This is a genomic window from Orbaceae bacterium BiB (assembly GCA_036251205.1).
In the GTDB taxonomy this organism is placed as follows: domain Bacteria; phylum Pseudomonadota; class Gammaproteobacteria; order Enterobacterales; family Orbaceae; genus Orbus; species Orbus mooreae.
In genome coordinates this window covers 1904401-1927651 of record CP133958.1, presented here as the reverse complement: position 1 = coordinate 1927651, position 23251 = coordinate 1904401, and the positions used below count along the sequence as shown (strand labels likewise).

At 33.4% G+C, this 23251-nt stretch carries 22 protein-coding genes; 13 read left to right on the top strand and 9 right to left on the bottom strand.

Annotated elements, in window-relative coordinates; all coding sequences use genetic code 11:
* Positions 1-16: 16 nt before the first annotated feature.
* The gene (typA, locus tag RHO11_09030; GenBank protein ID WVD60638.1) at positions 17-1843 is read right to left on the bottom strand and encodes a translational GTPase TypA; all 1827 of its coding nucleotides are present in this window, start codon (positions 1841-1843) and stop codon (positions 17-19) included.
* Between the two features lie 235 nt (positions 1844-2078).
* Between typA and cobB the strand changes: the two genes are divergently transcribed.
* Positions 2079-2762, top strand: coding sequence for an NAD-dependent protein deacylase (gene cobB, locus RHO11_09025; protein WVD60637.1), 684 nt, complete (start codon positions 2079-2081; stop codon positions 2760-2762).
* A 9-nt stretch (positions 2763-2771) separates the two neighbouring features.
* Here the strand turns inward: cobB and mtgA are convergent, their stop codons facing one another.
* From mtgA to mobA, 3 genes are read right to left on the bottom strand one after another with little or no spacing between them, the layout of a single operon-like run.
* The gene (mtgA, locus tag RHO11_09020; GenBank protein ID WVD60636.1) at positions 2772-3458 is read right to left on the bottom strand and encodes a monofunctional biosynthetic peptidoglycan transglycosylase; all 687 of its coding nucleotides are present in this window, start codon (positions 3456-3458) and stop codon (positions 2772-2774) included.
* Positions 3459-3503: 45 nt separating this feature from the next.
* On the bottom strand, positions 3504-3992 hold the full coding sequence (gene mobB, locus RHO11_09015) for a molybdopterin-guanine dinucleotide biosynthesis protein B (GenBank protein ID WVD60635.1): 489 nt from the start codon (positions 3990-3992) through the stop codon (positions 3504-3506).
* Positions 3989-4564, bottom strand: coding sequence for a molybdenum cofactor guanylyltransferase MobA (mobA, locus tag RHO11_09010; protein ID WVD60634.1), 576 nt, complete (start codon positions 4562-4564; stop codon positions 3989-3991). The genes mobB and mobA overlap by 4 nt, the downstream gene beginning before the upstream one ends.
* Positions 4565-4766: 202 nt before the next feature.
* Between mobA and RHO11_09005 the strand changes: the two genes are divergently transcribed.
* The 10 genes from RHO11_09005 (at position 4767) to RHO11_08960 (ending at position 16717) form a co-directional block, all read left to right on the top strand.
* Positions 4767-5033 carry a YihD family protein gene (locus RHO11_09005; GenBank protein ID WVD60633.1) on the top strand — a complete coding sequence of 89 codons (267 nt, stop codon included), beginning with the start codon at positions 4767-4769 and terminating at the stop codon, positions 5031-5033.
* 35 nt (positions 5034-5068) lie between these two features.
* On the top strand, positions 5069-5725 hold the full coding sequence (locus RHO11_09000) for a DsbA family protein (protein ID WVD60632.1): 657 nt from the start codon (positions 5069-5071) through the stop codon (positions 5723-5725).
* Between the two features lie 105 nt (positions 5726-5830).
* A complete protein-coding gene (polA, locus tag RHO11_08995) occupies positions 5831-8602 on the top strand; it encodes a DNA polymerase I (GenBank protein ID WVD60631.1) in 2772 nt (923 codons plus the stop codon).
* A gap of 456 nt (positions 8603-9058) precedes the next feature.
* Positions 9059-11017, top strand: a complete 1959-nt coding sequence (mnmG, locus tag RHO11_08990; GenBank protein WVD60630.1) for a tRNA uridine-5-carboxymethylaminomethyl(34) synthesis enzyme MnmG — start codon at positions 9059-9061, stop codon at positions 11015-11017.
* 3 nt (positions 11018-11020) lie between these two features.
* Positions 11021-11632, top strand: a complete 612-nt coding sequence (rsmG, locus tag RHO11_08985) for a 16S rRNA (guanine(527)-N(7))-methyltransferase RsmG (GenBank protein WVD60629.1) — start codon at positions 11021-11023, stop codon at positions 11630-11632.
* A 91-nt stretch (positions 11633-11723) separates the two neighbouring features.
* Complete coding sequence (locus RHO11_08980; protein WVD60628.1) at positions 11724-13073, top strand: hypothetical protein; 1350 nt, start codon at positions 11724-11726, stop codon at positions 13071-13073.
* A 93-nt stretch (positions 13074-13166) separates the two neighbouring features.
* Complete coding sequence (gene upp, locus RHO11_08975) at positions 13167-13793, top strand: uracil phosphoribosyltransferase (GenBank protein WVD60627.1); 627 nt, start codon at positions 13167-13169, stop codon at positions 13791-13793.
* A gap of 78 nt (positions 13794-13871) precedes the next feature.
* A complete protein-coding gene (locus RHO11_08970) occupies positions 13872-15110 on the top strand; it encodes a uracil-xanthine permease family protein (GenBank protein WVD60626.1) in 1239 nt (412 codons plus the stop codon).
* Between the two features lie 106 nt (positions 15111-15216).
* On the top strand, positions 15217-15921 hold the full coding sequence (gene hda / locus RHO11_08965; GenBank protein ID WVD60625.1) for a DnaA inactivator Hda: 705 nt from the start codon (positions 15217-15219) through the stop codon (positions 15919-15921).
* A gap of 16 nt (positions 15922-15937) precedes the next feature.
* On the top strand, positions 15938-16717 hold the full coding sequence (locus tag RHO11_08960; protein ID WVD60624.1) for a Cof-type HAD-IIB family hydrolase: 780 nt from the start codon (positions 15938-15940) through the stop codon (positions 16715-16717).
* 463 nt (positions 16718-17180) lie between these two features.
* On the opposite strand, the gene RHO11_08955 is transcribed toward RHO11_08960, so the two are convergent.
* The 3 genes from RHO11_08955 to dprA all read right to left on the bottom strand — a co-directional run bounded on the left by RHO11_08955 (position 17181) and on the right by dprA (position 19989).
* Positions 17181-18287 carry an anhydro-N-acetylmuramic acid kinase gene (locus RHO11_08955; protein WVD60623.1) on the bottom strand — a complete coding sequence of 369 codons (1107 nt, stop codon included), beginning with the start codon at positions 18285-18287 and terminating at the stop codon, positions 17181-17183.
* A gap of 2 nt (positions 18288-18289) precedes the next feature.
* A complete protein-coding gene (locus RHO11_08950; GenBank protein WVD60622.1) occupies positions 18290-18850 on the bottom strand; it encodes a Sua5/YciO/YrdC/YwlC family protein in 561 nt (186 codons plus the stop codon).
* 74 nt (positions 18851-18924) lie between these two features.
* Positions 18925-19989 (bottom strand): DNA-processing protein DprA, encoded by a 1065-nt coding sequence (gene dprA, locus RHO11_08945; protein WVD60621.1) that lies wholly within the window; start codon positions 19987-19989, stop codon positions 18925-18927.
* A gap of 108 nt (positions 19990-20097) precedes the next feature.
* On the opposite strand from dprA, the gene def reads away from it, so the two are divergent.
* Positions 20098-20604, top strand: coding sequence for a peptide deformylase (gene def, locus RHO11_08940; protein WVD60620.1), 507 nt, complete (start codon positions 20098-20100; stop codon positions 20602-20604).
* 50 nt (positions 20605-20654) lie between these two features.
* Here def and RHO11_08935 read toward each other — a convergent pair whose 3' ends face one another.
* Entirely contained in the window at positions 20655-20972 is a 318-nt protein-coding gene (locus tag RHO11_08935; protein WVD60619.1) for a helix-turn-helix domain-containing protein, read from the bottom strand.
* Positions 20973-21106: 134 nt separating this feature from the next.
* On the opposite strand from RHO11_08935, the gene RHO11_08930 reads away from it, so the two are divergent.
* A complete protein-coding gene (locus tag RHO11_08930) occupies positions 21107-22198 on the top strand; it encodes an NADH:flavin oxidoreductase/NADH oxidase (protein WVD60618.1) in 1092 nt (363 codons plus the stop codon).
* A gap of 108 nt (positions 22199-22306) precedes the next feature.
* Here the strand turns inward: RHO11_08930 and RHO11_08925 are convergent, their stop codons facing one another.
* Positions 22307-23158, bottom strand: a complete 852-nt coding sequence (locus tag RHO11_08925; protein WVD60617.1) for a hypothetical protein — start codon at positions 23156-23158, stop codon at positions 22307-22309.
* Between the last annotated feature and the right edge of the window lie 93 nt (positions 23159-23251).

Here is a 23251-nt window from a genome sequence, read left to right as displayed (position 1 = left end):
AATAGCCGATTAATAATTAATCTTTGCTACCACCTCTAAATGCGCGTTTACGATCATTTTCAGTTAAATGACGTTTACGTAAACGAATAGAAAGTGGTGTTACTTCAACTAATTCATCATCATCAATAAATTCTAGAGACTGTTCTAAAGACATTTTAATTGGTGGTGATAAGGTTGTTGCTTCATCTGTACCAGATGCTCGCATATTAGTTAATTTTTTACCAGTTAAACAGTTAACGGTTAAATCATTTGAACGAGTATGAATACCAATAATTTGGCCTTCATATACTTCAGTACCATGACCAATAAATAACTTACCACGATCTTGTAAGCTGTAAAGTGCATAAGCTAATGCTTTACCTGTACCATTAGAGATAAGTACACCATTATTACGTTGACCAATTTCACCCGGACGAACATCATCATAATGATCAAATGTAGAATATAGTAAACCTGTTCCAGATGTCATTGTCATAAATTCAGTTCTAAAACCAATTAAGCCACGGCTAGGAATGATATAGTCTAAACGAACACGGCCTTTACTATCAGGTAACATATTAGTTAAATCACCTTTACGTAAACCCAATGCTTCCATTACAGAACCTTGGTGTTGTTCTTCAATATCTAAAGTAACTTGTTCAAATGGTTCTTGACGTTTACCATCAACTTCTCTAAAGATAACTTTCGGTCTTGAAACACCTAATTCATAACCTTCACGACGCATATTTTCAATCAGAACTGATAAGTGAAGTTCACCACGACCAGAAACACGGAATGCATCAGGATCTGGGGTTTCTTCAACACGTAAAGCAACGTTATGTACAAGTTCTTTTTTCAAACGTTCTAAAATTTGACGAGAAGTAACAAACTTACCTTCTTTACCAGCAAAAGGAGAGTTATTAACGTTAAAGAACATGGTAACAGTTGGTTCATCAACCGTTAATGCAGGTAAAGCTTCAACAGTATTCACATCACAAATGGTGTCAGAAATACCTAATTCACCAAGACCTGTGATAGCAATAATGTCGCCAGCTTCAGCAACATCCGCTTCATAACGTTGTAAACCTAAATGACCTAATACTTGACCAACTTTACCATTACGTCGTTTACCTTCACTATCAATGATAGTAACTTGTTGATTTGGTTTAATACGACCACGTTTAATACGACCGATACCAATAACACCAACATAGTTATTATAATCTAGTTGTGAAATTTGCATTTGGAATGGACCATCTAGATCAACTTTAGGTGGCTCAACATGCTTAACAATCGCTTCAAATAATGGAGTCATATCTGGCGCCATCACTTCATGATCAAGGCCAGCGATTCCCATTAATGCTGAAGCATAAATAATAGGGAAATCTAATTGTTCATCAGTCGCACCAAGGTTAACAAATAGATCAAAAACTTGGTCAACAACCCAGTCAGGTCGAGCACCCGGACGGTCAACTTTATTAATAACAACAATTGGTTTTAAACCATAAGCAAATGCTTTTTGTGTTACGAAACGAGTTTGTGGCATTGGACCATCCATTGCATCAACTAATAGCAATACAGAGTCAACCATTGACATAACACGTTCAACTTCACCACCAAAATCAGCATGTCCCGGGGTATCAACGATATTAATACGGTAATCATTCCAATTAATAGCGGTATTTTTTGCCAAAATGGTAATACCACGCTCTTTTTCAATCGCATTAGAGTCCATTACACGCTCAGCATCTTCGCCTCGAGTTTCACCAAGAGTTCCAGATTGTTTGAGCAATTTATCAACCAATGTTGTTTTTCCATGGTCAACGTGCGCAATAATGGCAATATTTCTTAAATTTTCAATCACAATATCTATTCCAGAATAATTAACGGGACAATTAGGCGCAAAATTATACACCTTTTTTATCACAAATGTTGATCTGATTCACAAATAATTCGTTAATTATTAGATATTGAATAATTTTTCACTATAATTAACCTTTACAGCAATATTTTAACGAAAAAGACTGATCTTTATACCGACTGAAACTGACTTTATGCTAAAATTTAAGCTATAACTCATCAATATCTAGGCGCTAATCATGAATCCTTTAAAAATAGTTATACTCACTGGTGCAGGAATATCTGCAGAGTCTGGCTTATCCACATTCCGAGCTCAAAATGGATTATGGGAAGGTCACAATGTCGATGATGTGGCAACTTATGAAGGTTATCAACGAGATCCGCTTGCCGTACACAGTTTTTACAACATGCTACGAAAAAAATTACATGATCCAAGTGTGCAACCGAATTCTGCCCACTATGCATTAGCTGAACTCGAAAGTAAATTAGGAAGTGAAAACGTAACTATTATTACTCAAAATGTGGATAATTTACACGAAAAGGCAGGTTCTAAAAATATTATCCACATGCATGGTGAATTACTGAAAACACGTGATGAACAAACAGGTGAAGTATTTTACTGCGATGAAGATATTGATTATCAAAAAAACCACAATATTCGCCCTCATATTGTTTGGTTTGGTGAAATACCACTCTATATGGATGAAATTTATGATCACTTAATGAATGCTGATTATTTCATATCAATAGGGACTTCAGGTCATGTTTATCCTGCTGCAGGATTTGTACAAATAGCGAATCAAGCCGGTGCAAAAACCGTTGAACTGAATTTAGAACCATCATTAAAACAGAGTGAATTTCAGGTAACAATTTATGGACCAGCAAGTAAAATTGTCCCTGAATTTATTAAGCGTTTTGAATAAAATTATTAATTAATGTGAACTAATTTTATTTAAATAACTGTTTTTATCTAAATTTTTAACCTGTTCTTGTATCCATCGTGCTTTATTTATCACATTTTGGCTAGGGTGCGTTGGACTCAAATTTCTAGGATTGGGTAAGATCGCAGCTAACAGACTCGCTTGCCCAAGGGTCAATTTTTTAGCACTAGTGTTAAAATAGTATTGTGCTGCAGCTTCAATACCAAAAATACCATTACCCCATTCAACACTATTTAAATAGACTTCAAGTATTCGTTCTTTTGACCAAAATAGCTCTATCCATAACGTAAACCAAAGTTCAAAACCTTTACGAATAAAACTTCTTGAAGGCCATAAAAATAGATTTTTAGCCACTTGTTGAGTGATTGTACTTGCGCCACGTATATTTTGACTATTTTCATTATATGTTATTGCGCGCTCAATTGCGTCGACATCAAATCCAAAATGGTTCACAAAATTTTGGTCTTCAGCAGCAATAACTGCAATTTTGATATTATCAGAAATCATATCAAAATTACGCCACTCTCTGACTTGTTTACCGTCCCAATCAGCAATTTTTTGTTGTACCATTAACATAGTACCCGGCGGGTTAATAAATCGAAAAATTAATACTAGCAGTATCGAAAGAATAATAAATGCGATAATGATTTTTTTAATCAGTCTAAAGACTCTTTTCATAAAATAACCAATAAAAATAATTAACTACGCATATTAATTAGCATTTTATTCACTAATTAACCTATTTTTTATAAAATTAGCAACTGTTCCAATATCATTAATATCCATCACTGGAATATCAATATCTAATGCCGTATCAGAAACAATAGCGATAGTATGTTGATCATAAAACAGCGCTTTACCGGTCTCTTCTCTATAACAAATTATTTTCGGTATAGCTTCTTCCTTAAAACCTTCAACTAAAACTAATTCAACATCACTAAATTGATTAGTAAGTGTTAGTAAATTTGGCGGATTTATTGGTGTTTCAGTAACCATAGCCCAACGATAATCGCTCGCAACAATGATCTGCTCAGCGCCAGCTTTTCTTAGCTCGTAACTATCTTTACCAGGAATATCAATATCCATATTATGATGGCTATGTTTGATCACAGCCAAGCGTATATTGAGTACTTTTAATTCGGCAATTAATTTTTTGAGTAATGTTGTTTTACCACTACCGCTATAGCCACAAATACCAATTATTTTGGTCATAATTGATTCCAATTATCTAACTCTTTTGGTGTGTTAATATTAATAAATGATTGTTTTTCATCTGAAAAATCGACGCTTATGGCATCAATACTCTGTAAAAATAGTAATAATTTTCGATCACCTTGCATCAAATATATTCGAATTTTTTCAGCTACTTTACGATGAATGAGTAAAATTGTTGGGTGTGATTTTTCACCATCAAAAACATAAGCAGCCATATGATGGGCTATTTTACTTTGTAAACGTAAAAGTAGATCCGCTGGTAAAAAAGGGGTATCACAACTAACAATTAAATTCCAATCCGTTTTACTTTTCATTAGTCCAGAATAGATCCCAGCCAATGGTCCTAAAAACCCAGTTAATTCATCACTAATAACCGGATAATGTGACTGTTGATATAATTCAACATGGCGATTTGTATTAATAATGATATCAGCGACTTGTGGTCTAATTTTATCAATAACGTGACAATATAATGGCTTATTTTTTAATAATAATAGCCCTTTATCATCACCATTCATTCTAGAACTTTTTCCACCTGCAAGGATTATTGCTGTTATCGGCTTTAACATAAATTATTACTTTTTTGCATTGATAAAATCAAAAATGATATTACTATACTGCAACATAGCAATATATGTTATTTACAATTTTAATTTAATAATGCTTAATTGGTTATAACTTCTAAGCAAAATATATGCTGTCGAGTATATACTTAAATTATCTGAAAATGCATAATAAATACCATGCACATAATTAAATAGGTAAATCATTATGGCCTGCCATAGAATAGAAGAGTTAATTGAATTATTGGAACCCGCCTGGGACAAAGAACAAGATTTAAGTTTGTTACAATTTTTACAAAAATTAGGCACAGAAGCTGGCTTTAATGGTGAATTAAATGAACTGAGTGATGAAATACTCATTTATCATTTAAAAATGCGTAATTCCGATAAATGTGAAGCCATTCCAGGAATAAAAAAAGATTATGAAGATGATTTCAAAACTGCTTTATTAAAAGCACGTGGTATCATTAAATAGTAGGTAATTAAGTTTAAGATTTTATTAGGAGTTTTATGATGATTAAAAAGTTTTTTGTCACCTTAGCTGTAATTCTTTTTTCATTTTCTGTTTTTGCTGAGGAAGCACAAGTTAATAGCCAATTACCTAAAATTGAAGAAGGGAAACAGTATATCACGTTAGCTAAATTTCCTTCCCCTGAAAAAGAAGTTGTTGAAATTTTCTCATTTAATTGCCCTAGCTGTTTCCGTATTGATACCGAATTTAAAATTGGTGAAAAAATCAAAAATAACTTACCTGAAGGCGTTAAATTCAAAAAATATAGTTTAAATTCTTTTGGGCCATTAGCAATGGAGTTATCTGAAGCATGGGCTATCGCTAATGTATTAGGGATCCAAAATGATTTTGCAATAGATATCTATAATGGTATTCAGCGTGATAAAACCGTAAAAACAGCTGATGATATTAAAGGTGTATTTGCTAATTTAGGTGTTGATAGCGATAAATATGAAAGTATGAAAAATAACTTTTTAGTTAAAGAGTTTATTACTCAACAAGAACAAGCAACTAAAGAGTTACAGCCTGCTTCAATTCCCAGTTTTTATGTTAATGGTAAATATTTAATCAATGCTCGAGGATTAGATCAAACCTCAGCGGATTCTTCAATAAAAGATTATTCAAGAGTCACTAATTATCTTGTAGAATTAAAATAAATACCCCAAACACACGCCATGTAAACGCGCTTTAATGCGCGTTTTCTATTTGTATCACTTTTTAGTATACTCATAATAAATTTATATATAACCAGTGGGTTTATTATGACAGATCAAAAACCAATTATCCTGATTGATGGTTCATCATATCTTTATCGAGCTTTTTTTGCTACACCATCACTAACCAACCAAAAAGGTGAACCAACCGGCGCAATTTATGGCGTAACAAATATGATTAGAAGTTTAATTAATCAATATAATCCTAGCCATATTGCTGTTGTTTTCGATGCTAAAGGTGGCTCATTTAGAAACGATATCTATAGTGAATATAAAGCCACTCGTGAAGCGATGCCAGAAGATTTAAGAGTACAAATAGAGCCTATTCACACGATATTAAAGGCCATGGGATTACCTTTACTTTGCGTAGAAGGTGTTGAGGCTGATGATGTGATAGGAACGCTAGCCAAACAAGCTGAAGCTGATAATTTGCCAGTTCTAATTAGTACTGGTGATAAAGATATGGCTCAGTTAGTGTCGGATAAAATAACCTTAATTAATACGATGAATAACGTTATCTTAGACCCAGAAGGTGTAAATAAAAAATTTGGCGTACCACCAACTAAAATTATCGACTATTTAGCGCTGATGGGGGATAGTTCAGATAATATTCCAGGCGTACCTGGGGTTGGGGAAAAAACCACTACCAGTTTATTAACTGAATTTGCAGGACTCGATGAACTTTATAATAATTTAGATAGTATTGAAAAATTACCTATTCGTGGGGCTAAATCAATTAAACAAAAACTGATTGATAATGAAAAAGAAGCTCGGTTATCTTATTTGTTAGCCACAATAAAGACAGATGTTCCGCTTAATTTTAGTAATGAACAATTGAAACCCGAGCTTGCAAATATAGAGAAATTAAAAGAATTATTTGAATATCAAGGTTTTAATCGCTGGCTAACTGATCTTAAAAATAATACGTTCTTTAAAGTGAACGAAGCTCAAATAAATCAGCAGCAAGCGAATAATGATGCCGAAAATAGTTCACAAAAAAGTGCTGAAAGTGAAGAGAAGCAGTATGAAACAATCCTGACAAGCGAGCAATTAGATAATTGGGTTCAAAAATTAATGAACTGTAAGCTATTTGCTTTTGATACAGAAACCAATAGTATTGACCATTTTCATGCACAACTAGTCGGTATTTCTCTCTGTATTACTGCCAATCAAGCTTGTTATATACCAATACACCATTATTATTTAGGTGTACCTAAACAGCTATCTATTGATGAAATAATAGAAAAATTAAAACCAATATTTGAAGATGATAAAATAAAAAAAATAGGTCAGAACGTTAAATTTGATTACAGCGTTCTTGCAAATTATGGTATCACTGTTAAAGGTATTGCTTTTGATACGATGCTTGAGTCTTACGTTCTAAATAGTAATGATCGTCATGACATGGACAGTATGGCTATGAAATACTTAAACCATAAAACAATCACCTATGATGAACTGACTAAAATTGATAGAAAAAAAATCACTATCGATATGGTTGATATAGAAAAAACCGCATTATACGCCAGTGAAGATGCTGATATAACAAAACAGCTTAATGATACATTATGGCCAAGACTTGAAAAAGAAGAGCGATTAAAAAATCTATTCCAAAATATTGAAATGCCGCTAGCCATAATTTTAGCAAATATGGAAAGAATGGGTGTATTAATTGATGAAAAGCAGCTTAATCATTACTCTAAAGAACTAAAAATAAAATTAGATCAACTCGAAAAACAGATCCATGACTTAGCGGGTGAAGTATTTAATATCGCTTCGCCAAAACAGTTACAAGTTATTCTTTTCGAAAAAAATCAACTACCTATTATCAAAAAAACACCTAAAGGTGATCCATCAACCAATGAAGAGGTACTCAGTGAACTAGCGAGTGATTATGAGCTACCACGTTTAATTCTTGAATATAGGGGCTTAGCTAAACTTAAAAATACTTATACAGATAAGCTCCCCTTAATGATCAGTGAAAAAGATGGTCGAATACACACAAATTATAATCAAATTGGGACTGTAACGGGCCGTTTATCATCAAATGATCCTAATCTACAAAATATTCCTGTTCGTAATGAAGAAGGCCGTAAAATACGCCAAGCTTTTATCGCACCAAAAGGTTATAAAATAGTTTCAGCTGACTATTCTCAAATAGAGCTACGTATTATGGCGCACTTATCACAAGATAAAAATCTTCTTGAAGCATTCGCAAATGATAAAGATATTCACCGCTTCACCGCCAGTGAGATTTTAAGTAAAAATGAACATGAAGTAACATCGGAAGAACGTAGACGAGCGAAAGCGGTTAATTTTGGTCTAATTTATGGTATGAGTGCTTTTGGATTATCAAGACAGATTAATATACCGAGAAATGAAGCTAAATTTTATATAGATCGTTATTTTGAACGTTATCCAAGTGTTGAACAGTATATGGAAAATACCCGTTTACTTGCAGCTGAAAAAGGCTATGTCGAAACCTTATCTGGTAGACGACTCTATCTACCGAAAATAAAGTCATCAAATGGCATCGAAAAACGCGCTGCAGAGCGTGCTGCGATCAATGCACCGATGCAGGGTACAGCTGCTGATATAATCAAAACAGCGATGATTGAGATGAGTAAATTTATCCAAACGCAAGATGACAAGATCAAAATGGTTATGCAAGTACACGATGAACTGGTTTTTGAAGTCAAAGAAGAACATATTGAAACTATGGTAAAACAGATTAAAGCTATCATGGAAAATTGTTATAAACTCGATATTCCATTAAAAGTAGATGTTGGTATCGGTGATAATTGGGATCAAGCTCATTAAGACTAATAAAAAAATAACTTAAAATCAGTACAAAGTCACATGTAAAAGTGTGACTTTTTTTATATTTAAGCTAATAGAATAAAAAAATATAAAGTTTATAGTTTATTTTTTAATCTATTAAATATTAATAAAGCAGCGATCAAATTTAATTTCTGTGGATAACTCTGTCATTAAAACGATCACTATCCTGTTATTATCAAATTTATAACTAATCATCCTATTCAGGTTGTGGATAAGTACCAAGGTTATCCCCAAAAAAAGATCCATTACCAAGTTGGTTTATAGACAGCTTAAAAAATCATATAACAATTTGAAAAATATAAATAAAAAAGAGTTATAAACAGATCTAACCATTACTAATAAAAATAATAATAAAATAAAAATATAAAAGATCTAATTTAATTAATTAACGATCCAAAATAGATCATTTGACGTAATTAAAAAGACGAGTAAAATTTGTCACGCTTATTTAGCTTTGATCTGATTATTAACTCTTTAACAGACCCAACCGAGGATATTATGTTTTACCCCGATCTTTTTGATGTCATTGTTGTAGGTGGTGGCCACGCAGGAACTGAAGCTGCAATGGCAGCAGCAAGAATTGGTAGAAAAACTCTACTTTTAACTCATAATATCAATACATTAGGACAAATGTCCTGTAATCCAGCAATAGGCGGAATAGGTAAAGGTCATTTAGTTAAAGAGATCGATGCAATGGGTGGCTTAATGGCTCATGCAACAGATAAAGCAGGGATCCAATTTAGAATATTGAATTCAAGTAAGGGACCCGCTGTTAGAGCAACAAGAGCACAAGCTGATAGATCTTTATATCGTGATGCAATAAGAATTGCACTTGAGAATCAAGAAAATTTAATGCTTTTCCAACAATCGGTTGAAGACGTGATCATTGAAAACGATCAAATAACCGGTGTTGTAACGCAAATGGGTATAAAATTTAAAGCTAAAGCTGTTGTATTAACAACTGGTACTTTTTTGGATGGAAAGATCCATATTGGATTAAATAATTATAGTGGTGGTCGAACAGGTGATCCTGCATCAATCGGTTTATCTAAATCTCTTCATCAATATGCTTTTAGAATGGGTAGATTAAAAACAGGAACTCCACCAAGAATTGATGCTCGGACGATCGACTTTTCAAAATTGGGAATTCAAGCTGGTGATAACCCTGTTCCTGTTTTTTCATTTTTAGGTAATGCAAACGAACATCCAGAGCAGATCCCATGTTATATCACTGAAACAAATGAAAAAACCCATGATCTTATTCGTAATAGTTTGGATCGCAGCCCTATGTATACCGGGGTTATCGAAGGAATTGGGCCACGCTACTGCCCCTCTATTGAAGATAAGATTATGAGATTTGCAGATCGTAATTCTCATCAGATCTATTTAGAACCTGAAGGATTAACGAGTAACGAAATTTATCCTAATGGAATCTCAACAAGTTTACCATTTGATACACAGTTAGCTTTTGTAAGAAGCATGAAAGGTCTTGAAAATGCAAATATCATTAGACCAGGTTATGCTATTGAATATGATTACTTTGATCCAAGAGATCTAAAACCAACACTGGAAAGCAAAGTAGTTAAAGGATTATTTTTAGCTGGTCAAATAAACGGAACTACCGGTTATGAAGAAGCTGCTGCACAAGGGTTACTAGCTGGATTAAATGCTGCTAGATTCGTTTGTGAAGAAGAGCAATGGTTCCCTAGTCGTGATCAAGCTTATTTAGGTGTATTAGTTGACGATCTTTGTACTTTAGGTACTAATGAACCCTATCGAATGTTTACTTCTCGAGCTGAATATAGATTAATGCTACGTGAAGATAATGCTGATATTCGTTTAACTGAGATTGGTCGAAAATTAGGTTTAGTTGATGATAATCGTTGGGCTATTTTTAACAAGAAACTTGAAGCAATTGAAACGGAACGCGCTCGTTTACGCGATATTTGGGTTCACCCACATATTCAAACGATTGATGAAGTGAATGCTGTATTAAGTGCTAATTTGACGAAAGAAGCTAATGGTGAAGAGTTATTGAAGCGTCCTGAAATGGATTATAATAAATTAAAATCATTATCTTTATTTTCACCTGGTTTGGATGATGAACAAGCTGCACAACAAGTTGAAATTCAAGTTAAATATGATGGTTATATTAAATTACAAATAGAAGAAATAGAGCGTCAAAAGCGTAATGAGGAAACATTAATTCCTGATTTTATTGATTATGCTGACATATCTGGATTATCTAATGAAGTTGTCGCTAAATTGAAACAACATAAACCGGTTTCAATTGGTCAAGCATCTCGTATTTCAGGTATTACACCAGCTGCTATTTCAATGCTATTAGTCTATTTGAAGAAAAAAAATTATATTAACAAAACTAAAACTGAATAAATTATGTTAAAAAAGAGACTTATTAATTTAATAAAACAGACAGATCTTGTTATCACTGAGCAACAGATAGATCAACTTGTTAATTATGTCGAGATGCTTAATAAATGGAATAAAGCTTATAATTTGACATCTGTGCGCGATCCTAACGAAATGTTAATTAAACATATTATGGATAGCTTAGTTGTTTCTCCTTATTTACAAGGAGAATCTTTTATCGATGTTGGTACGGGCCCTGGTTTACCTGGTATACCACTTGCTATTATTAACCCAAATAAAACATTTGATTTAGTTGATAGTTTAGGTAAACGTGTTCGTTTTTTAAAGCAAGTACAATTTGAATTAAAATTAAGCAATATTAATCCGGTTCAAAGCCGAATTGAAGAATATACTAATAAAAAGTTTGATGGTGTTATAAGTCGAGCTTTTGCTTCATTAAATGATATGCTTAACTGGTGTCATCATTTACCTAATGATAATGGTCTTTTTTATGCATTAAAAAGCCTTGATTGTGAAAAAGAAATTATCTCTTTACCTACTGCATTTCAGGTTATTGATGTGATAAAGCTTGATATACCTGAACTCAACGCAGAAAGAAATCTAGTTATGATTAAATAATATTTATCATAGATTTATATTTTTCTCTACTGTAGACTTAGTCTTATTATCTGTAATATTGTTACTATTATAATAATGAAATGGATGAAAAATGCATAATAATTTGATTAGTTTGATACTTTTTTTATTTTTTTCTTTCAATGCCTTAGCGAGTATTTCTACGTTAACAAAACTGACAGTTAAAGGAACTGAACCTGTTTTTAATACTGGGGAAGGTGAAAAAAGTATTGTCGCTCGTTTATCGTTTGAATTAGATGGTCATAATTATAATGAATTTGATGGAACTTATACGACTGAAACCATTTTTTCTAAAGAGATAAAACTTTCTGATTTTACTATAATTGGTTTATCTCCCACCGATTTTGCTGACAATTATTATAATGATAATGATGGCGATAGTCATGATCCTATAAACCCACTTTTAGTGGGTACGCTGAGTTATAAATGGATAGATAATAATCAGTATGAAATTCCAACTACAGATTATAATAAAAGCTTATTAGATCTTGATGCTGATCCTAATATTAGTTTTCCTTTAAGATTAGAGATTACTAATACAAATGCCCAAGTACAATCAGCTTATGGTGATCCGATTTTAAGTCAAGGTATCGTTATTACTAAGTCTTATCTAATTAATTATCAATCAGGTATTTATGCGATAAAACCAGCAAGTACAAGTAATTCTTGCCAATGGGTTGAAAAAACAAATGGAGCGGGAACAACGACTTCAGATGGCTGGGTTTGTGCATCCCAATCAACTGATGGTCAAAGTGGTAAAAGAGTTGAAATGGGCGGAGGATATACATCTGATTATATTCCCGATATAGGATTTAAGCCGGTTCCAAGTAATAAAGCATTTCCTACTGTTGGTTTTCCTGGTGCTGAATTTACTATTATTATGATTGGTAAGCAAAGTGATTATAAATTTACCTCAGATAATCCAGCCGTTTCAGTGAATTCGGATACTGGGGTGGTTAAATTAATTGCAAAACCATCGGGTACTGTGACGATAACTGCCAATCGTCTTTCTTCTAATATTGATTATCCTTACTCTTTTACTATAACAAAATGGTATACCCCTAAATCAGGTACTCATAATTATAGTTCTGCTATAACGTTGTGCGGTGGTGAAAATAATATTATATCTCGTGCTGAGTTTACTAATTCACCAATTGCTTATATTCCGACTAGTAATAATTGGTCATATGTTAGAAATTATGGTACTCGCGCTATTGATGGTACGCTTTATGGTGAGTGGGGATATATGAGTGATCACTCTTATTCAAGTTCTACATGGCAAAATAACCGTTATTGGACTCGGGATATTAATGAAGATAACTCGCCTAATGTTAATCAGAACTTTTTTGTTGCTTCTTATGACGGTGGTTATATCGGCTATCAATGGGTTGATGATACCGGACTAAGCGTTGTCTGCAAATAGCTTTTCTATTATTTGATAAATCATGATATAATTATTCCTCAGTGGTTATAGCAACCTAATGAGTAGTATAGATTCATAACAACTGAGGCCCTCATGAAAATTGTTGAAGTAAAACATCCCCTTGTACGTCATAAAATTGGTTTAATGCGTGAGCATGATATTTCGACCAAAGACTTTAGAGATCTTGCCAGCGAAGTTGGCAGCTTATTAACCTATGAAGCAACAGCTAATTTACCTACCGAAAAAGTAACCATTCAAGGATGGTGTGGCCCAATTGAAGTTGAACGTATTAAAGGTAAAAAAATTACTGTTGTTCCTATTTTAAGGGCCGGTCTAGGTATGATGGATGGTGTGCTAGAACATATCCCTAGTGCTAGAATTAGTGTTGTTGGTTTTTATCGAAATGAAGAGACTCTTGAGCCAGTTCCTTATTTTCAAAAATTAACATCTGATATTGAAGATAGAATGGCATTAGTTGTTGATCCTATGTTAGCAACAGGTGGATCAATGGTTGCGACGATTGATTTATTAAAAAAAGCAGGCTGCAAGCAAATTAAAGTACTTGTTTTAGTTGCTGCTCCAGAAGGGATCAAAGTGTTAGAAAAAGCACACCCTGATGTCGAATTATATACCGCATCGATCGATGATAGGCTTAACGAGAAAGGATATATTCTCCCTGGGCTTGGTGATGCTGGAGATAAAATCTTCGGTACAAAATAAAATCTCATTTTTTAGACCGGCAGAGCCGGTTTTTTTATGTCTATAGTTTTAATTTTATCAAAGAGAGACGTTTTATCTATGAGTTCAAATGAAATAACGCATGAAGTAACCAATAACAAACACTCGTGGTTGGATATTTTAACTGGTGCACAAATGTTATTTGTCGCATTTGGGGCATTAGTTTTAGTTCCCTTACTAACGGGATTAAATCCTAATGTAGCACTATTTACAGCTGGTTTAGGTACTATTTTATTTCAACTAGTAACGAAAGGGAAAGTACCGGTATTTTTAGCCTCTTCTTTTGCCTTTATTGCACCTATATCTTATGGTGCAATGCAATGGGGTATCCCTGCAACATTGGGTGGACTGGTTGCTGCTGGTTTTGTTTTTATGTTTTTTAGCTTTTTAGTTAAAATAAACGGTTCTAATATTATTAATCGGATTTTACCGCCCGTTGTTACTGGACCTATTATTATGGTGATTGGTTTATCATTAGCACCAGTAGCAGTGAATATGGCTATGGGAACAGATCTAGAGACTACTTTACCTAAATACCAATTAATCATCGTTTCAATGGCATCATTAGTCACAACTCTTATTGTAGCCATTTGGGCGAAAGGATTTGTTAAATTGGTACCGATCATATCGGGTATTGTTGTCGGATATACATTATCTTGCTTTTTAGGATTAGTCGACTTCCAACCAATTTATGATGCACCATGGTTTGCAATACCTGATTTCACTTTCCCAGAGTTTAAGTGGCAGGCAATACTTTATATGATTCCTATCGTTATTGCGCCAACTATTGAGCATGTTGGTGATATTATGGCTATTGGTAGTGTAACAGGTAAAGATTACACAAAAAATCCTGGTTTACATAAGACATTATTTGGTGATGGGATTGCAACTTCTGCTGCTGGATTTTTAGGTGGGCCACCTTGTATCACTTATGCTGAAGTTATTGGTGCCGTTACACTAACAAGAAATTTTAAAACACGAGTAATGACTTGGGCTGCGATTTGGGCTGTTGTTATGTCATTTATTGGAAAAGTAGGCGCATTTTTAGCATCTATCCCATCTGTTGTTATGGGCGGAATTATGGTGCTATTATTTGGTTCTATTGCTTCTGTTGGTATTAATATTTTAATCAAGCATAAAGTTGATTTATCTGTATCGCGTAATATGTGTATTATAGCATTAGTATTAGTTTTTGGTATTGGTGGAATGGTTCTTGATTTAGGATCGTATGTATTACAAGGCATCAGCTTATGTGGTATTGCCGCGATTTTATTGAATCTTATTTTACCTAATAAGTAATATTACCAGTAAGGTAGTATTACTACCTTAGCTAATCTTTTATAAATAATTTTGCTTTTTAAATTTCAGTATTTATACTACAGCTGTTGTAAAATTTTTAGGAGTTATGGCAATTAATTCGCAGCAGCTTGTTTTACCTGTCTCATTACCTGATACAGAAACATTTACTAGTTTTTATACTGGTGATAATCAGTTATTACTTAATGATTTAAAGGAAACTTTACATAAATCAGGTTTTCATTCGCTTTATATTTGGTCAGCTTGTTTATCAGGAAAAACTCATTTACTGCACGCATCTTGTCATTACTCGTCTATTTTAAAGCAGCGGATTAGTTATATTCCTCTTGAACAACATATATTTTTGGAGCCAGATATTTTATTGGGTCTTGATGATTATGATCTCGTGTGCTTAGATAATATTGATAAAATAGCGGGTAATAAAGAGTGGGAAGTTGCTATATTTAATCTTTTTAATAGGTTATCTGAAAATAATAATAGTAAATTAATTATTACCAGTAATGCCCCTCCTAAAAAAGTTCCTTTTATTTTGCCAGATTTAGTATCTCGGTTAGAGTGGGGACCCGTATATCAATTAAAAGAATTGAGTGATGAAGATAAATTACATGCATTACAATTTAGGGCTTTATTACGGGGATTTGAACTACCTACAGATGTTGGTCTATTTTTGTTAAAACGTGTTGATCGTGATATGAGAACTCTATCGGGCTTGCTTGATAAGCTTGATAAGGTGACAATAGAAGAAAAGAGAAAGCTTACTATTCCTTTTATTAAAAGTGTGTTCAATTTATAAATTTACGGTGTGATGAATGATGAACAAACCTAATGCAATTGTTTTTTTTGATTTAGATGGCACTTTATTAACTAGCGATGTAACTGTTGCAAAAAGTACGATCGATGCGATAGCACAATTAAAAAAGAATAATATTTTACCGGTAATAGCAACAGGCAGAACTGTTTGTGAAGTTCAACATATTATGCATCAGTCTAATATTGACTCCATTATTGCAATGAATGGACAATCTGTTTTTTATCAAGGTGAGCATATTTTTTCAAATAATATTGATCCCACTGTTATTGAACGTTTAGTTAATTTCTCCAAAAATCAAAAGAATATTCCAGTTGCATTCTATAATGATAAATTAATGAGAATTTCTGAGTTAAGTGAGCCTGCAAAAGTCTTTTATGCTTATTTAAAACAGAATATTCCACCCGTCGATATTAATACTTATCATCATGCACCTATTCAGATGTTACTACTTTTATGTCAAAGTGGCGAAGAACATTATATCGATTTATTTCCTGAACTAACATTTGTACGCAATACACCTTATTGTGTTGATGTTTTTAATTCTGGTGGTTCTAAGGCATTTGGAATTCAAAAATTATTAGAAAATAAAGGATTTTCTGGTATACCAACTTATGCATTTGGTGATGGCTTAAACGATATAGAGATGTTTCAGTTAGTCGATAACCCTATTGCGATGGGGAATTGTGTTGAACCGTTAAAGAAACTTGCAAAATTTATTACTGATAATAATAATAATAATGGTATAGAGAATGGATTAAAACATTTTGGATTAATATGATTGAGTGTAATTGATCTATTACACTCAATTAGTGTTAATTTGTAGTAATTGATTTAATCTACCTATTTTGGAGAGGGTCCGTATTTATTATCCCCTTTTGTTGGTTGTAAAAATATTGATACTAATATTACTATTCCAGCAAATCCAAAATATAATAAACATAACCAACCAGATAAATTAGCGTCATGTAATCGTCTAATATTATATGGTAGTGTGGTTAACAATGAGATAGCGCAATAAACTAGTGCTATAAAGTCTTCGACTCCACTACTAAAACCAGGCATTTCGCGTAATAATCTAGAACAGATTAATCCTAATATTATAAATAAAATAAACTGAATTATAAGAAAAAAACCAAAAGCACTGCGTCTTTCTCGTCCATAGTAACAACCTATTTTTTATAACCATTAATCCATGAATTAAAGGCATATTTTATCATTTTTTATATTCCTTATTTATTTTGTTATTTTGGATATATTACACCTAAGCTAACAGCTTGTGTTGCACCTGTTACACTCGGTAAATTGCTTGTTAAATTATTTATTCGGCAATAAGCTAACCAAGCAAATGCCATTGCTTCCATATAATCACTACTAATACCCAATTTATCGGTAGTCATTATTTGCCAATTTGGTAATAGTTTTGCTAATCTTTCCATTATTAGTAAATTTCTTGCCCCACCACCACACACTAATAATTCACAAGGTAAATTGTTTAAATGGGGTAAATTTATCAATTGATCTGCGATTGATTTAGCTGTTAATTCAACAAGCGTGGCTTGTATATCTTGAGGGGATAGATCATATTTTACTAATTTTTGTTTCAACCAACTTAAATTAAATAGTTCTCGACCAGTACTTTTTGGATAAGGGAGTGCAAAATAAGATTCATCGAAAAACTCATTTAATAATGATCTATTAACCTTACCTGTTTTTGCCCAATTTCCATCTTTATCATAAGGCTGGCTTTGTTTTTCCATTATCCAGCTATCTAATAATACATTACCAGGACCTGTATCGAATCCAATAACTGGCTGATTTGGGATTAAAACAGTAATATTACTAATTCCACCTATATTTAATACAATTCTATTTTTATCATCTGTAGCAAAAATAGATTGGTGGAAAGCTGGAACAAGAGGTGCTCCTTGCCCACAAAAAGCCATATCTTTACGACGAAAATCAGCAACAGTAGTTATGCCTGTTTTAGCTGCAATAATATTACTATCGCCTATTTGCATCGTAAATGGATACCCACCATTAGGTGAGTGAAATACAGTTTGGCCATGGCAGCCAATGGCAATGACATCTTTTATTTGATATTTTTGAATAAAATCATTTATTGTTGTGGCATAAAGTTTACCTAATTGATGATCAATTTGGCCTAATTTTTCTAAGCTACTGTACTTTTTTTCACAAAGTGTTAATAACGCTAATTTAAGATCTTCAGGTATTGCGTAACACTCACTGGCTATTAATGATATGTTATTGTTTGATATATCAACCAACGCAATGTCTACGCCATCTAAACTTGTTCCTGACATAACACCAATATAGAGTGAATGTTGCATTTTTAGCCCTGCCTAATAATTTTACCTGTTTTTATATCGCGAATTTCTGAAGGATTGATACGCTTACCTGTTTCTCCACCAAGTACGGGAAAATTTTTGCCAAACTGTTTTTCAACTTCCTCGACCGTTCGACAGGGTTCAATGCCAGAAAGATTAGCGCTTGTTGAAACTAGTGGTTTGTTAAAAACTTTACAGATTTTACCAACTAAAGGGTGATCGGTTACTCTAATAGCAATTGAGTCAAACTGACCTGATAAAAAATAAGGGGTATTTTTATTTTTAGGTACTACCCAAGTGACTGGTCCCGGCCAAGAACTAAGCATCAAGTCCTTTTGCTGTTCAGTGATAGATTGTATATCTATGTAGGGGATAAGTTGATCAAAATTTTCGGCAATTAATATTAACCCCTTCTCAACTGGCCGTTTTTTTAATGACAAAATAGTTAATACTGCATTTTCACAATCGGGATCACAACCTAAGCCAAAAACTGCTTCTGTTGGGTAAGCAATAACTTTACCATCGTTTAATATTTGACATGATTCTGTCACGGATAAGATTGTCATATTGATTAATATATCAAGAAATTAATTGCTTAATATAGTATCACTTTTAGCTTAATTCCGTTATAGAATTAACTTTATTTATGACGAATATATCCTCCATTTATAGATTTAATTAATCCAGCTAACTCTAATTCAATTAACTTAATCGCAATATCTGTTACCGATTGATCTGTTTTGTCAGCAATCGTATCAATAGGTATTGGATCCTTATTGAGAAGAGCAAAAATATCGGGATGAATAATGGTACTATTACTCAGATGCTGAGTTTCAATTTTCTGCTTTACCCATACTAAACTACTTGCATAGTGTTCTAAAATATCGATCGGTTTACTGACTAAATAAGCGCCTTGTTTGATAAGCCAATGAGTACCTTCACTATTTTCATTTCCAATATCACCAGGTAAAGCAAAAACATCGCGATTTTGTTCAAGTGCATAACGGGCGGTGATGAGTGAACCACTTTTCTCTGATGCTTCAATAACAAAAGTACCTAAACTTAGACCACTGATAATACGATTTCGGCGCGGAAAATGTTGGGGTTTTGCTACTTCATTGGGTAAAAACTCTGAAATTATTACACCATCTGTGGCTAAAATATCTCTCGCTAAATGGTAGTTTGTTCTTGGTGTAATATTAGCAAGCCCACTACCTAAAACAGCAATAGTTTTACCTGATACTTCAAGCGTTCCTCTATGACAAATTGCATCAATCCCTAATGCTAGTCCACTGGTAATGGTTAGTCCATTGATTGCTAGTTCTCTAGCAAAATATCGGGCCCATTGAGCTCCATATTCACTAAAAGTGCGGCTACCGACCATCGCTATTTGCGGAGTAGATAATAAATCAGCATTACCGATACCAAATAGTAACAACGGTGGACTACTAATTTGTGTGAGTTGCAGTGGATACTGAAAATCATTATAAGTTATTAAAAAATGGTTATCTTGTTCAAGCCAATTAACTATTTTTGTAATATCATATTGATAGAATTGATCAATTTGTTCTGAACTAAAATTTAGTTTAGATAATAGTGAACAATAGTTAATATTTGTTGAATTTTGTAAAAGATACTGTCTAATTTTGCTTGGTTTTTTATTGTTTACTATTGAAAATCGAATTAAGAATTCATATCTATTCATAGAGTCACTATTTTACTAATAGGAATTAAGGGCTACTCAACAGTCTAATTAACGTTTAAAATGCATTTTAGTAAGTAAAAGATTATTTAGAGGAAGATCGAAAAATTTATGGCTATTTTACCAGTATTACGTTTTCCTGATGAGCGGTTACGCAAAGTTGCTAAACCAGTTGACGAAATAACATCAGAATTACAAACAACTATTGATGATATGATAGAGACCATGTACGCAGAAGAAGGTATTGGCCTTGCTGCGACACAAGTGGATGTCCATCAGCGCATTATTGTTATTGATGTATCTGAGAACCACGATCATGTCTATGTGATTATTAATCCTGAAGTTATCAGTAAAGCAGGAGAAACAGGTATTGAAGAAGGCTGCTTATCTGTACCTGATAGCCGTGGTTTTGTTCCTCGATCTGAAACGATAAAAATTAAAGCACTAGATCGAAATGGCCAATCTTATGAAATCGAAGCTGATGGCTTGTTAGCGATCTGTATTCAGCATGAAATGGATCATTTAATGGGTAAACTATTTGTTGATTATCTTTCTCCATTAAAACGTCAACGTATTGAACAAAAAATGAAGAAAATAGAACGTCTTAATAGTAAATAATCAATTAGTCACTATTCATATTGTTATAACCCATAATTTCTGTGGGTTTTTTAATGAGAATTATCGTTATCGATTCCCCACTGACAAATATCTGAAATAAGCTGTTTTAAACTTTTTCCCTTTAGTGTTAGTGAATATTCTACTTTAGGGGGGATTTGTGGATACTCTTTTCGATTAATAATACCATCTTGTTCTAGCTCTTTTAACTGCGCACTGAGCATTTTGTGGGTAATACCCGTAATGCTGCGTTTTATTTCTCCATAGCGAGCTATTTCACAATTAATAAGTAGATAGATTATTTTCATTTTCCATTTTCCAGCAATAATCGATAGCGTGTATTCAAATGGTTTTTTATCTATTATTAACATCTGTTTTTTCCCTTTTACTTTCCTTTTGGTGTATATCACACTAAAAAGTGCATTCTTTCTAAAAAATAGAAAAAGATTATAATCAATTTATATCAAACGATTCAATTTTTTCTTTATTAGTATAGGAGTTCAACATGAGTAAATTATTTAGCCCAATTAAAATTGGTGCACAGAACTTTGAAAACCGGATTGTTATTCCACCAATGTGCCAATATTCAGCAACTAATGGTTTAGTTAGTGATTGGCATTTAATGCATTATGGTTCACTTTCACACTCTGGCGCAGGTTTAATGATTTTAGAAGCAACTTCTGTTTGCCCAGAGGGCCGTTTATCTCCGTTTGATTTAGGTATATGGGGAGATGAGCAAGAGCAAGCGATGGCTTCTCTAGTTTCATCAATACGTCAATATTCAAAAATGCCTATTACAATTCAACTCGTTCATGCTGGTCGTAAAGCTTCAATGCCTGCACCCTGGCAGGAAGAAAAGCATGTTCCAGTATCACAAGGTGGATGGCAAACAGTTGCGCCTTCTGCAATCGCTTTTGATACTAATTATGATACACCACAAGAGTTAACGACTGAACAAGTTAAAAATATTGTTAAACAATTTGCTGATGCGGCTGTTCGTGCAGATAAAGCTGGTATCGATTTTATTGAAATTCATGGTGCTCACGGTTATTTAATCCATCAATTTTTATCTCCTTTATCAAATCATCGTACTGATCAATATGGTGGTAGTCTTGAAAACCGTATGAGATTTGTTCTCGAAATATTTCAAGCTATTCGTGCCGTTTTCCCTAAACATAAAGGTGTCGGTATTCGTATTTCAGCAACTGATTGGGTTGATGACGGTTGGAATTTAGATGAGTCCATTATACTAGCAAAAGCATTAGATAAACTTGGTTGTAGTTATATTCATGTTTCAACTGGTGGTTTAGATATAAGACAAAAAATTCTAGTTGGGCCTAATTATCAGGTACCTTTTGCTCAAGCAATAAAACAGCAAGTAAGTATGCCTGTTATTGCTGTAGGTTTAATTACGGAAGCGGCACAAGCTGAAGCAATTGTATTAACCGGGCAAGCTGATATGGTAGCGATTGGCCGAGATATGTTATTCAATCCTCATTGGCCTTGGTTTGCAGCTAAAGCTTTAGCTGCTCAAGTGACAGTACCTCCACAATATTATCGTAGTGCCCCTCATGGAGCAAAAGCACTCTTTAAATAATATTAAATCATATAAAAAAAGCCCTTGTATTGGGCTTTTTTATTACGATCTCAAATTTATCGTTGATTTTTACACTATAATTAAGTAATACAGCAAAAAAATAACGAATTAATAAACGGTTTCCTTACAGGCAAATAAGTTAGATCGCTGTTGCCATCCAGTAAGACCAACATCTAATCCAACAACAAATTGTTCACTAATTGGATTAACATTTCGAGCAGGTCCAACGAGCAATGTATCTGTTTTATAAGTATTACCATTGCCATCAGAAGCTGTTCTATTATAAAAATCACTATTCGGATATCCATTATATAGGTCTTCCCAGACGCCCATAAATGTTTTATCCAGTGTACGTGTAAATCTAGCATTTCCGCTTATTGTTACGGAACCGTCTGACGCTAAGGGAATATTGCTAATATCTTGAGTTGAGTAGAAATAAGTCAATGATTTTGCATAGGTCATTGTAGCTGTTGCGGCGTTACCTGCGCATACATTTGCGGCTGGGTAAACACTTTGTTCATTTGGATTGACCTTTGTGCTAGCAAAATAGGGTTTAGGTCCTTGAACTGTCATCCATTTGCTCGGTTTTTTGAATGTATAACTATCAATTTTTTCATATACGTTTGGTTCTCTTTCATAGGATAGATCAATGGTAATATCGCTTGAAGGCTGAGTACTTGTATATTCGACGTAACAATTTTGACCAGATTTTCCTGATACCGTCGATAATTTAACCACATTACTTGCACCACTAGAAATTGAGCATTTATATTTGCTTTGATCTCCGCCTGATCCTAGGATATAAAATCCAGCGCCTTTAAATGCAGTACCTGGGAACTCTTTGTTTTTAGGTAAAAAACCATTGTTCGGATCATAACTAGTACTATCATAGCCACCACCTAATCCACTACTTGCTGGGTAAGTCTTTAAGTTTAAAGGTTGTAAATAGCAAATAGCCATATCTGCTTGTTTAAAAGTGTATGTTACCGATTGGGTTCCATAATCTCTTAATCTTGGATCACCATATTGTGTTTTGGCTGATGTATTGGTGAT